Origin of the sequence: Weissella sp. MSCH1, assembly GCF_045799135.1 — a bacterium.
GTDB lineage: Bacteria > Bacillota > Bacilli > Lactobacillales > Lactobacillaceae > Weissella.
This window is the reverse complement of the sequence record NZ_JBJMBA010000044.1, coordinates 13,898-26,287: the sequence shown is the minus strand read 5'-3', so window position 1 is coordinate 26,287 and position 12,390 is coordinate 13,898. Positions and strand designations below refer to the sequence as shown.

The following is a 12,390-nucleotide window of genomic DNA, read 5'->3' as shown; positions in this document are numbered from 1 at the left end:
TTTGAGAGCGTGCTGCCATAATCATAATTTCACAAGGCATAATAGGCCCGATATAGCTTGATTTTGGGGCGTTTTTAAATTTTTAAGTTAGCTGCTGTATGATAAGTATATAAAGTAAGCAATCGGTGATAGGAGGACTGGAAAATGGCAGTATTCATGAGTGCAGTAAGTTTGTTAAGTGCAGTAGTTGCAGCTGCTGGGTACATTGCCCAGTTCCGTAACGAAGCCGAAGAAGAAGTTGCTGAAGTCGAATAGTTAATTAGATATGGATGTCTCAGAAATGAGACATCCTTTTTTGTTGGTCGAAAAATAGAGGCACAGAAATAAAGTAAGTGTTCCCGCGGAATGGTATAATATCACTAGTTTTTTGGAATAACATGAGGAATTTGGGATGAGAGTAATAAAGGCATTATCAGTGGGGACGATGCTTGGGTTAGCGGCTACTATTGTTCAAACAACAGCGGTCGCTGCTGATGACTATAGTAACAACAAGCCTGAGTTTTCAGTCGCACTCTCGGCAATCGATGGTCAACAAGACGACGGGTCAACAACCTGGAATATTAAAACGCAACCGGGTAAAAAATTTGGTGGCGTTGTTTATATTCAAAATACATCTGCAGCCGAAGCAACTTTTCATGTGTCAGTTGAACAGGGCTTTACCAATAACAATTTAGTTGTTGGGTATGATAGTGGCCATAATAACGATTCACTCGCTAAAGCGATGGACCTTCGTAAAATTGTGAAAGTCCCACAAGAAAGCGTTACGGTCGGGGCAGGTCAAACAGTTTATGCGCCAATCAACTTTAAGATGGCGGATCAAAGTTTTGATGGCACGGTTGTGGGTGCGGTGGTCGTGACGAAGGATGTCCCCGGGAAAGCAGTTAAGAAGTCAGGATTTACCAATCAATTTACATATGTGAAAGGTGTGAAGATTGCTGAGACTGATAAGCAGGTTAACGCCAACTTAACTGAGGCAAAAAAGGGGCGGGTTGTTAGTGGTACGAACCAGCAGGTTTTCCAGCTGGGTGTTGCTAATAACGAAGCCAACTACATCGGTGATATGTCTGTTGCGACAACGATCAGTAAGGGCGACCAAACTGTGTTGACTGACAAGCAAAATGACCGACAGGTGACACCTAACAGTACGTTCACTTATAGTGTGCCTGCTGAGAAGGTGCTGACGGCCGGTAAGTATCGCTACCATGTGAAAATGACGGATGAGAAGAGCAAACAGTCATGGACATTCACGGGCGACTTTACGATTTCAGCCGCACAGCAAGGACAAACAACGCTTCAACGTACAACGGCCTTCATTCCAACGTGGATTTGGTGGCTAATTGGTATTTTGGCCGCAGCGTTAGTCTTTGTAATTATATTGTTGCTACGACGCAAGAAGCAGGATGATGAAGATAAGTAATGTTAGAAGGAGAGAGCTAACTTACTTATTGAGATAATGATTAACGTAATAGAGAAATTAAGAGAATTAGGGGAATTTAAATATGATTAAGCAATTGATGTTGGGTGCTGCTGTGTTGGCAGGTATTGTTGGTGTTAGTGGGGTTGCTTCAGCAGAAGAAACATTTACGCCGGGTACGAATGATCAAGTAGCCACTAACCAAGGAACAACTAAGATTTCTTTGACGGGTGATACGACGACTAGTTCATTGTGGGAGAATCCAAACGGCAGTGGTGATGGTCAAAAAGCGACTGAAAATTCTGCTGGTAAGAAGGCGTTTGGTTTAGTTTTGGTCACGGTGCCTAATTTTGACTTTGGTACGAAAGCCTTGAGCGGCCAAGCAACGGAGTCAGCCACTGCAACTGGCTCAGACAAAATTAAGGTGCAAGACGTTCGTTACGATGAGAATGGGTACAAGGTGTTCGCAGCTGCGTCAAAGCTTGTAAATGAAAAGAAGACTGAGTTGCCAGTTACGGCGTTGACGTTGGCCGTTCTAGATGGAACAAAGGACGAAAATGGTGGTCAATTGACTGGTACAGGTGATACGCCAGCAAGTATCTTGAATGCGAATAAGGCAACTAGTGTAGGTGGAACAGACACAACGGCAGATACAACGGGGTTGATTGCTGGTCATGGTAATTTAATTGCACAAGATAAGACTGGTAACGCTGATGGCACGTATGAGTCTGGTGAAGTAACGGCTAAGCTTGATTTTTCTGATCCACGTTTGAAGACTGGTAACTATACGGGGAAAATCACGTACACGTTGCAGGATGATGCGCTAAAGTAATTGAAAATCTATTGACTTGATTATTCAGTGAAAAATCCTGCGTTGGCAGGATTTTTTATTTGGGAGTGGGGAACATGAAAAAAATATTATTAATAATGTTGGGCCTCATGACCATCTTGTTCGCACAGGAAGTGAGGGCAGCAACGCTTGATGATGCGACGGCTGGCGACGCGCCATCGGCCACAGTTGTGATGACAGACGAATATGGCCATCAAGTTACTCCGAATGCAGCTGGTGAGTACACAACCCCCTATTTGACAGTCACTGAGACGATTAACAATCCAACGGATAGTGAGTTGAAGTTTAATTATCGTGTCATGAGTTATGTCCGGAGTGCCATCATGAGCCACGAGGTTGCTTTCATAAATAATGCTGGTGAGGATATTGCACGTCTAATCGGCAATCCAGGAGCAAATTATGGTGAGCCAAATGGGCAAATGGTTTGACCTATAACAAGGCAACTAAAGTTGATCAAATTAATCCGATTGTTTTGCCAGCTCATAAACAGATGAAAATTCGCGTGTTTTATGCAGCAACTTCAACATCAGTGTTAGCCGCGCCAATCAAAAACTATCTGATTGGATCTGGTATCGCGACTATTTCGACGATGTGGAAGCCACAAGTTGAAATGGTCCAAGACTTTACTAAACAGATTCCGGTTACGCTCTATGAAGGTGAGAAGCAAGTGAATGAGGGGACTGTTAAACTAAGTGCGCATTTGTTGCCGGGAACAACGAATCGCATCAAAAATGGCTCCTTCAATGGCGCTGATGTGTATTCATTTGAAGGCGTTTACAAATTAGATTTGACAGGTCTTTATGATACTAATGCAATTCCGGGCCAGTATAAGATTTCCGCTAAAGTACCAGACGACTTGTATGTTTTAGTTAAACAAACAGCTGCTGGAGAAGGGATGGCGTATTACGGATCGATAGCGCAACAACTACCAGTGTCGACGGATAATGTCATCGGCACAAGCATTCTTGAAAGTGTGCCAACCTATACGACGAGCATTGATGAGACTGGAGAAACCGTTAATACGCCGAATGGGTCGCTGACGTTATACAAATATGGGTTTAACGAGAGTAACTATGATAGTGATTTGCAAAGCGCATTAAAAAATGCCGGATCTGGTCTGGCAACCTTTGCACCATTACAAATTCAAGTTGAACGGGCTGTGACGGGACATTTTGTCTACATTGATACTGAGACTGGCGATCAAGTAGGAACACAATATTTTGGTAACAAGAATGAAGGGGACGCAGTGGATAATGACGATTTGACGCCACCTGATAAATTTATTCTGACTGATAAGAAGACACCATATACGTACACGGATGGCGATATCGTTGTTAAAGTCACACGCTATACAGATGAAACCTATGCGAATCTGAATGCATCCGGAGAGGGGCAAACTGCCCAATTAGTGACAAGTCAGAACAAAGGATTAATGGCACGCGGATTGACACTCGTTAATGTGCCGTCCTATACGGGATCGGGTGAAACTGGTGCGCCTAATATTAACTTGATGCCCGATGGCCGTGTGACCTATACAAACATGTTCGACTCGTCATTTAAGCTGGTTATGGCAGCGTCTAAAATGACTGCACAAAAGACAAGAGTGAAAGAATTGCCAATTCAGTCGATGCTGATAAATGGCGTGAATAATCAGTTAGTTAACATCTACGCGAATGCAGGCGATAATGCAGATGGTTTGACAGCTGATTTTGGGCAGGTTGTTTCGAACGCGCATGGGAAAACAGGTAGTATACAACTCGGTAACATCAAAACAGTTATGTTTAGTAATGGGGATGCAACCACTTACACAGGTACAATCACTTACTCAGCAATTCAAGACGATTTGATTGATAGTGCAAATTAAAAAGCCGTGATCGCACGGCTTTTTATAATGAAAGTCCCATATTTGACCGAAAACCGGCCAGTTTTGATGCGAATAGCAGTGATAGCGTCAGAAAAACGAAAAAATGTGCCAATTTCAGACCATTTCGGCATAACGCCACTTACTGGGGTATTATAATTACATCAAGTAAGGTAAATCAATCGTACGAAGGAGATAGAGATCATGATGACATTTTTGATGAGCTTGTTTAGTTTAATCGCAGCAGCCGTTGCCTTTGCTGGTTACAAGACTATCTTTAAGATTGAAGAAAATGATGAGGACGTGGCTGACGTTGTTGAGGCAACCATCGAATCACATAAGGTTGATATGAACCACAAGACAATGGTATCTCATTAATCACAGAAAAACCGCAACCCTAGCTAAAAGGGTTGCGGTTTTTAAATTAAAATTTTTCAAAAAATCACTAATAAAAAACAAGCGAAGTCTGATAAGACAGCTTAAAATAAGATTGTTCATGAGGAAGTGATTTACCCAAATTTACCTTCCTAACAGGCTAACCTGTAGAACGTATAACCACGAGTCGCATAATGATTTTTCTCTGTAATGATTATGTGACGGAAGGAGAGCAAGGATAACCACTTTGCTCTCTTTTTTGCTAAAAAGCATCGACAATTGTCCCTGCGATAGGCCAACGCGATGCTAATTAAATATGGGTGTTAAACACCGGCCTGAAAAGCCAACAAATAAGGGACGCTCCCCATAAAGACGAAAACTAATGTGCCAACCAAGAACACGAGTGAAAACACAAGATTACTGGTCGTTGGTCGCACTGAGTAAACGTAAAATAGATAGCCGGTAATCCCAATCAAAATGGCGGTTGCAACCATCAAAAATACAACAAACGTCATGAAAAATACCCTCAATAAAATTAAAATCTTTTCCCACTTCTCGATGATTCTTATTTTACGTAAGTTATCAGTCAAAACCAACAAAAGTGCCAAACTTGGGACAAAAACATGTATTTTCAGTTTAACCTGACATGTGCTATAATTACGTCAGTATAAAACGTTGACGAAGACACGTCGGATAACAAGATCGTTTTAAGAGAGTTTGCTAGTGGTGGGAGGCAGATAACGGTCGTTACGCGATACTACTTCCGAGTGGATTGGGGAACCAATTCCGTATCCCGCGTTAAGGGGACGATGAGGCGAAGGGCAACTTTCGCGAACTCGGGTGGTACCGCGTGCAAACGTCCCGTTACAGCAAGTATAATTGTTGTGACGGGACGTTTTTTGTTTCCACGCGTTAGGTCGATGGATAGTCATTATAGGAGATAAGACACATGGCAGATGTAAAGATTACATTCCCAGATGGTGCGGTGAAGGAATTCCCTGCTGGCGTTACGCCATTGGAAATTGCGAACGGCATTTCAAAGTCATTGGCTAAGAAGTCAGTGTCAGGAAAGTTGAACGGCCACTACGTTGGTATGAACGATGGCATCAACGAAGATGGTGAATTTTCATTGATTACCAAGGATGATGCGGAAGGGACGCAACTTTTGCGTCACTCTGTTTCACACTTGTTGGCGCAAGCATTGAACCGTTTGTACCCAGATCAAATTCACTATGGTGTAGGTCCAGCCATTGAAAATGGTTTCTACTACGATACTGATAAGGTCGACGGTAGCCAAATTTCAGCAGAACAATTCCCAGAGATTGAAAAGATGATGAAGCAAATTGCTTCAGAAAACTTGCCAATCGTTTCTCGCGAGATTACGCGTGATGAAGCTTTGGAAATGTTCAAGAACGATCCTTACAAGATTGAATTGATTAACGATTTGCCTGCTGATGAGCACATCTCAATTGCTGTGCAAGGTGAGCACGTAGAATTGGATCGTGGTGGTTTGGTACCATCAACGAACTGGATTAAGCACTTTAAGTTGACGTCTGTTGCGGGTGCTTACTGGCGCGGAAAGTCTTCAAATCCAATGTTGCAACGTATTTACGGAACGGCATTTTGGACGGCTGAAGAGTTGGATGCTGAATTGAAGCGTCGTGAAGAGGCTAAGGAACGTGATCACCGTAAGATTGGTGCTGAGCAAGACTTATTCTTCACGTCACAAGAAGTTGGTGCAGGTTTGGCTGTTTGGATGCCAAACGGTGCGGCAATTCGTCGTACGTTGGAACGTTACATCGTTGACCGTGAAGTGCAAGACGGTTACCAACACGTTTACACACCAATCATGTCTAACTTGAACTTGTACAAGCAATCAGGTCACTGGGATCACTACCGCGATGACATGTTCCCACCTATGGATATGGGGGATGGCGAGTTCTTGGAATTGCGTCCAATGAACTGCCCATCTCACATCATGGTGTTCAAGCACAAGCCACGTTCATACCGTGAATTGCCATTCCGTATTGCAGAATTGGGAATGATGCACCGTTACGAGAAGTCAGGTGCGTTGACTGGTTTGTCACGTGTGCGTGAAATGACGTTGAACGACGGTCACACGTTCGTTATGCCAGACCAAATCGAGGATGAGTTCAAGAAAATTTTGGGCTTGATGATCGACGTTTACGCTGACTTTGATATCACGGATTACCGTTTCCGTTTGTCATACCGTGATCCTGAAAACACGGAAAAGTACTACGATGACGATGACATGTGGGACAAGGCCCAAACGATGTTGAAGAAGGCCATGGATGACATGGAGTTGGATTACTTCGAAGCTGAAGGTGAAGCTGCGTTCTACGGACCAAAGTTGGACGTCCAAATCAAGACGGCTTTGGGTGGTGAAGAGACGTTGTCAACGATTCAATTGGACTTCTTGTTGCCTGAGCGATTTGATGTTAACTACGTCGGACCTGATGGCGAATTGCACCGTCCAGTTATGATTCACCGTGGTATCATCTCAACGATGGAACGTTTCACAGCTTACTTGACTGAAATGTACAAGGGTGCGTTCCCAACTTGGTTGGCACCACACCAAGTACGTATCATTCCAGTTAACCGCGATGCACACGGTAAGTTCGCCAAGGACTTGGCAGACCGTTTGATCAAGCAAGGTATTCGTGCTGAATACGAAGACCGTAATGAGAAGTTGGGTTACTTGATTCGCGATGCTCAAACGTCTAAGGTTCCTTACACGTTGGTTATCGGTGATGAAGAAGTTAACAACAACACTGTTACGATTCGTCGCTTTGGGTCAACGGACACAAAGTCAAAGTCTGTTGACGCCTTTGAGGCACAATTGATGGCTGATATTGCACGTCACTCACGTGCAATGGAGACATTGGAAAAGGCCGTTAAGGGATAACCAATCAATTAAAATCTCAGTTATGTTTGTTGCGTAACTGAGATTTTTTTATACCCTTTTTCGCCACGTTTTGCGTCATTTTCCTCTAGAATACACATGAAAGAAATTTGTGAGGGAAACAATGAAGAGTAAAGCGGTTGAATACACACTGTTGGGGGTTGGTATAACGGCATCGTTAGGGCTAATTTTTCACAATCAAATTGGCACATTAATGATTAAGACGTATAAACCAACAGTGACACAAAAAATGGTTGCGAAAGCGAAAACGGCGAAGGCAAATTATGATTGGAAAAGTGTTAAATCACTGACCGCCCAAGAAATGATTAATGCGCGCTTACACGCAGGAAAGTTGCGTTACATCGGGATGGTTTCTGTACCGGAGATTGGGTTGAGCTTGCCGATTAGTAAGGGCGTTAACGATATAGCACTCACTTTTGGCGCGGGAACGCTTTATCCCGATCAGGAGATGGGGAAAAACAATTACTCGTTGGCGAGTCATTTTGTTCAAGGCAGCAGTAATAAGAAGGTCCTCTTTAGTCCGATTTACTACGAGGGCAAGACAGGCCAGCATATGTATTTGACAGACATGTCAAAAATTTATAGCTATCAAGCAACGTCAGTCAAGGTCGTGCAACCGACAGCTGTAGAAGTGACTTATAATCAGCCGAATAAAAACCAACTCACTTTGATTACGTGCGATTACACAGCAGAGCGTGGCCGCGTTGTGATGCAAGGCGATTTGAAACAGGTTTATACCTGGCATGATGCCCCAAAGGAAATTCGCGATTCATTTAGTCACACAAATGAATGGTACAAAAGTTAAACAGTATAAACATGATTGGCGGCCTTTAATGGCTGTCAATTTTTTTATCCCTCATGGCTTGCAAGTGGTATAGACCATGGTTTATAATTGGTCTATACCAAAGGAATTGCTAGACATTTTATTAAGGGGAGAATAACATGAAAATTCTACAAGTGAGTGATCAAAAAATGGGCGGCCAAGCAGGCTACAACGTCTTTTCAGAGGCGTTAGCAAATGGTGCCACGGTGTTTGGGTTGGCAACCGGTTCAACCCCTATTTCAATCTATGATGCGATTACAGCAAGTGATTTAGATTTTAGCAACGCTGTCTCAATTAACTTAGATGAGTACAAGGGATTGCCAGGGACCCACGAACAAAGTTATCGTTATTTTATGAATGAGCACCTGTTTAATAAGAAGCCATTTAAGGAGAGCTATGTGCCTGATGGCATGGCGGATGCGGTTACAGAAACAGCCCGCTATGAGCGCATTATTAACGATAATCCAATTGATTTGCAAATTCTTGGCTTAGGGCAAAATGGCCACATTGGGTTCAACGAGCCAGGTACACCCTTTGATTCATTGACCCACGAAGTGACATTGACCCAATCAACGATTGATGCCAATGCACGTTTCTTTGCGGATGAAAATGATGTCCCACGTTATGCGTACTCAATGGGAATTGGCAGCATCATGAAGGCTAAGCAAATCTTGTTGGTAGCCTATGGCGATAACAAGGCAGACGCAGTTGCTGCCATGATTGAGGGCCCAGTAACGGAAGATATGCCAGCGAGTGTGTTGCAACGCCACCCTAATGTGACGGTGATTGTCGACGCTGCAGCAGCGGCAAAACTCACGAACCGTGAAGAAATTGTGCCGTTTGTGTAGAAAGTCCGACCTTTAGGAGATTAAACCGGTGATTGGTTGCAAAGGTATAACGAGCATGTTATATTTATATGCGTAGGGCAGAGATGTCTTACACAACCAATTCTCTTTCTCTCTCTTAGCCGCTGTAACTTGCCAGTTATAGCGGCATTCTCTTTGTAAAGGGACGTTTGAGTATACATTTTACATATATTCTTTAGATTTCCCTAAGAGTGGGTAACTAATTGGCACAAAAGTCTAGTATTCTCATGCATGCATAGCGTATACTATTCGAGTAATAACTATTAAAGAGGTATTGAAACATGGCTTCAAAGACTGAATTGATTGACTTGGTTGCAGCAAAGACTGGACAAGCTAAGTCAGAAACGACTAAGACGGTTAACGCATTGTTGGACGTTATCAAGGACCAATTGGCACAAGGCGAGAAGGTTGCCTTGGTTGGCTTTGGTACTTTCGAAGTTCGCGAGCGCGCTGCACGTAAGGGTCGCAACCCACAAACTGGTGCAGAAATTGAAATCGCAGCCGCAAAGGCACCTGCCTTCAAGGCTGGTAAGGACTTCAAGGAAGCCGTTAACAAGTAATTTAATCGTTACGTTTAAAACGCCACGTTAGCATTTTGCTAATGTGGCGTTTTTTGCATTGTTGGACTTTCCAAGTTTGTTCATAAAATTTAGGTTTCATTTTAGCTGGCGTGAAGATAGCGCTAAGCTAAGCGTCATATGATAATCCTCGTCAAAAACATTTGGAGGAACACGATATGACAGATCGTAATCAAAATAAAGCCCAACGGCCGTGGTTGCAATGGGTGACCTTAGGCGTTGCTAGTTTAGCAATGGTGTTCAGCCTCATCACTGCCTTTCATCCGTTTGGTATCGGGTCAGACACTAGTCGGCCCACTATGACCCAACAATCCGGTGGTTTCGGTGGCCGTGGCCCAATGGCAAATAATCAAGCGGGTTCGAATGGCAACACATCTTCGGGTGCAACGAATTCAGTAGATGAAGCCGCAAGTAACGGCACGACAACCCAGTGATAGGAGATTAAAATGAATTTTGTGAAACGAGCAGGCATTACGCTGTGGGCCCGCAAAGGCCGTTCTTTATTACTAGTGTTGACGTCGACAGTGATTTTAGTTTTCGTCATGGCTGGTTTGATTATTCAGAATGCTGCATTAACGGCAGCCAATAACGCTGCTAATGCAGTTGGATCAACAGTCAGCTTATCAGCTAATCGTGAAAAGATGTTCGAACAGATGAAAGCGAGCCAGGCAAGCACTAGTTCAACATCAAACAGTGAGACGAAACCAACGGCGATTACAATGCCAACCGCAACTGTGAAGCAAGTTAAAAAGATTGCGGCACTCGCTAATGTTTCGTCGTATAACATCACCAATAATGCGTCAGTAAATGCGAATAGTTTTAAGGCAGTGACAACGACAACGACATCAAATGCCATGGGCGGCGGTCCAATGGGTGGTGAGAATAATAGCGGTGATATTCAAGTGAACGGTGTGTCACTTACGGCAGCAACATCGTCATTTACAGATGGCTCAGCTAAGATTACATCTGGCCGAGGTATCAAAGCGTCTGACCAAGGTACTAACAATGTGGTCATTGAAAGCGAATTGGCATCAGCCAATAAGGTGAAGGTTGGTCAAACGATTACGGTGAAGACGACTGCTGATGATGCGAAAACGGTTAAGCTAACTGTTGTGGGAATTTACAAGGTGAAGACAGCAACTGATGGCTTCCAACGCAATGATCCATCGAATACAATTTACGGTTCATATACTTTAGCGAATACAATCAATGGCACCGAGAATGTCGCATCTAACGTTACCTTCACGATGGCTGAACCAGCTAAAACATCGGCTTTTGTTAAGGCTGCTAAGAAGTATATCGATACTGATAAGCTCACGCTGACATCAGATGCCTCGCAGTACAAGACCGCTGCAGCGAACATGAAGAACGTAGCTGCATTTGCATCAAAGATTGTTTGGCTGGTTTCAATTGCAGGCATCTTGATTCTTGGTTTGATTATTATTCTGATTACACGTGAACGACGTCGTGAAATTGGTGTTCTGGTGGCGTTGGGTGAATCAAAGCCTAAGGTTGTTGCGCAATTGTTCACCGAATTATTAGCCATTCTGATTGTGGCCCTAGGTATTGCCACTGCTGCGGGTAATGGTGTTTCAGGTGTGATTGGTAAGCAGTTAGTACAACAACAAACGACGCAACAAATGCAAAGTGCTAATGGTGGTCTGCCGGGTGGTGGTGCTGGTCAAAACGGTGGCCCAGGTGGTGGTCAAAAGCCATCAGGTAATATGGGTGGCGGCCCAATGGGTACCCGGGGTGGTATGACGAAGACGGCCGAACTCCAGACAGCGATGACGCCAGTTGCGGTGGCTGAACTTGGTGGCGTGGCCTTCCTGATTGCAGTGTTGTCAGTTTCAGGAGCGGCATTCAGTATTTTGCGCATGCGGCCAAAGCAAATTTTGCAGGCGGATTAATGGAGAAGACAGGATGACATTAGAAATCAAACATTTAACCCACTGGTATACGGATCGAGATCATAAATTGTATGAGGATGTTAATCTAACATTTGAGTCTGGTCGTTTTTATGCGATTGTTGGTGAATCCGGCTCGGGTAAGACAACGTTACTATCATTTCTAGCGGGCCTTGATGAACCTCGAGAGGGAGACATTCTTGTAGATGGGGTCTCGATTAAGGAAATCGGGTTAACTAAATTTCGCCAGAAGTACGTGTCGACAATTTTCCAGGCCTACAATCTGTTGAATACGATGACGGCGTTCCAAAATGTGCAAACTGCCTTAGCGATTACAGGTTCGATTCACGCAAAAGATAAGGCGTATATTCTGGATCAGTTAGCTCGTGTCGGCATTGATGAGGAAAAAGCTCATAAAAACGTGCAACGTCTATCTGGCGTTGAACAACAGCGCGTAGCAATTGTCCGGGCATTATTGGTCGATGCACCAATCGTTGCCGCTGATGAGGCGACTGGTAATTTGGATCACGAGAACTCACAAAAAATTGTGGACTTGTTTGCTGAACTGGCACACGAATTTGGTAAGACAGTGATTTTAATCACGCACGATCGCGATGTTGCAAGTCGGGCGGACGAACAATTGCTGTTGCAAAATCACGTTTTTGAACCAATATAAATAATGGAAGTGTGACGAAAGATGCATGGAATCACGTTAGATGACGGATTCAAACTTTCGGAACATGTTTAACGGGCGCTAGATGATAATCTGGCG

13 protein-coding genes are annotated in these 12,390 nt (G+C 43.8%); 12 read left to right on the top strand and 1 reads right to left on the bottom strand.

The window, feature by feature from the left end:
- Positions 1–391: 391 nt before the first annotated feature.
- From ACJ28U_RS09055 to ACJ28U_RS09035, 5 genes are all read left to right on the top strand, one after another.
- Positions 392–1,417: a WxL protein host-binding domain-containing protein gene (locus ACJ28U_RS09055; RefSeq protein WP_407619033.1), complete on the top strand. Its 1,026-nt coding sequence runs from the start codon at positions 392–394 to the stop codon at positions 1,415–1,417.
- Positions 1,418–1,499: 82 nt separating this feature from the next.
- Positions 1,500–2,246, top strand: a complete 747-nt coding sequence (locus ACJ28U_RS09050) for a hypothetical protein (RefSeq protein WP_407619032.1) — start codon at positions 1,500–1,502, stop codon at positions 2,244–2,246.
- A 74-nt stretch (positions 2,247–2,320) separates the two neighbouring features.
- Positions 2,321–2,692 (top strand): hypothetical protein, encoded by a 372-nt coding sequence (locus ACJ28U_RS09045; protein WP_407619031.1) that lies wholly within the window; start codon positions 2,321–2,323, stop codon positions 2,690–2,692.
- Positions 2,689–4,128: a hypothetical protein gene (locus tag ACJ28U_RS09040; protein ID WP_407619030.1), complete on the top strand. Its 1,440-nt coding sequence runs from the start codon at positions 2,689–2,691 to the stop codon at positions 4,126–4,128. The genes ACJ28U_RS09045 and ACJ28U_RS09040 overlap by 4 nt, the downstream gene beginning before the upstream one ends.
- Before the next feature lie 201 nt (positions 4,129–4,329).
- On the top strand, positions 4,330–4,503 hold the full coding sequence (locus tag ACJ28U_RS09035) for a hypothetical protein (RefSeq protein WP_172437062.1): 174 nt from the start codon (positions 4,330–4,332) through the stop codon (positions 4,501–4,503).
- Positions 4,504–4,823: 320 nt separating this feature from the next.
- On the opposite strand, the gene ACJ28U_RS09030 is transcribed toward ACJ28U_RS09035, so the two are convergent.
- On the bottom strand, positions 4,824–5,015 hold the full coding sequence (locus ACJ28U_RS09030) for a hypothetical protein (protein ID WP_010373067.1): 192 nt from the start codon (positions 5,013–5,015) through the stop codon (positions 4,824–4,826).
- Between the two features lie 434 nt (positions 5,016–5,449).
- Here ACJ28U_RS09030 and thrS point away from each other — a divergent pair, with 434 nt between their 5' ends.
- From thrS to ACJ28U_RS08995, 7 genes are all read left to right on the top strand, one after another.
- The gene (gene thrS, locus ACJ28U_RS09025) at positions 5,450–7,426 is read left to right on the top strand and encodes a threonine--tRNA ligase (RefSeq protein ID WP_407619029.1); all 1,977 of its coding nucleotides are present in this window, start codon (positions 5,450–5,452) and stop codon (positions 7,424–7,426) included.
- A gap of 121 nt (positions 7,427–7,547) precedes the next feature.
- A complete protein-coding gene (locus ACJ28U_RS09020; RefSeq protein WP_407619028.1) occupies positions 7,548–8,249 on the top strand; it encodes a class A sortase in 702 nt (233 codons plus the stop codon).
- A 137-nt stretch (positions 8,250–8,386) separates the two neighbouring features.
- A complete protein-coding gene (locus tag ACJ28U_RS09015) occupies positions 8,387–9,115 on the top strand; it encodes a glucosamine-6-phosphate deaminase (protein ID WP_407619027.1) in 729 nt (242 codons plus the stop codon).
- 299 nt (positions 9,116–9,414) lie between these two features.
- Entirely contained in the window at positions 9,415–9,693 is a 279-nt protein-coding gene (locus ACJ28U_RS09010; protein WP_010373075.1) for an HU family DNA-binding protein, read from the top strand.
- Positions 9,694–9,869: 176 nt separating this feature from the next.
- The gene (locus tag ACJ28U_RS09005; protein WP_099088355.1) at positions 9,870–10,145 is read left to right on the top strand and encodes a hypothetical protein; all 276 of its coding nucleotides are present in this window, start codon (positions 9,870–9,872) and stop codon (positions 10,143–10,145) included.
- A gap of 12 nt (positions 10,146–10,157) precedes the next feature.
- The gene (locus ACJ28U_RS09000; RefSeq protein WP_407619026.1) at positions 10,158–11,621 is read left to right on the top strand and encodes an ABC transporter permease; all 1,464 of its coding nucleotides are present in this window, start codon (positions 10,158–10,160) and stop codon (positions 11,619–11,621) included.
- A gap of 13 nt (positions 11,622–11,634) precedes the next feature.
- Positions 11,635–12,294 (top strand): ABC transporter ATP-binding protein, encoded by a 660-nt coding sequence (locus tag ACJ28U_RS08995; protein ID WP_407619025.1) that lies wholly within the window; start codon positions 11,635–11,637, stop codon positions 12,292–12,294.
- Positions 12,295–12,390 lie beyond the last annotated feature (96 nt).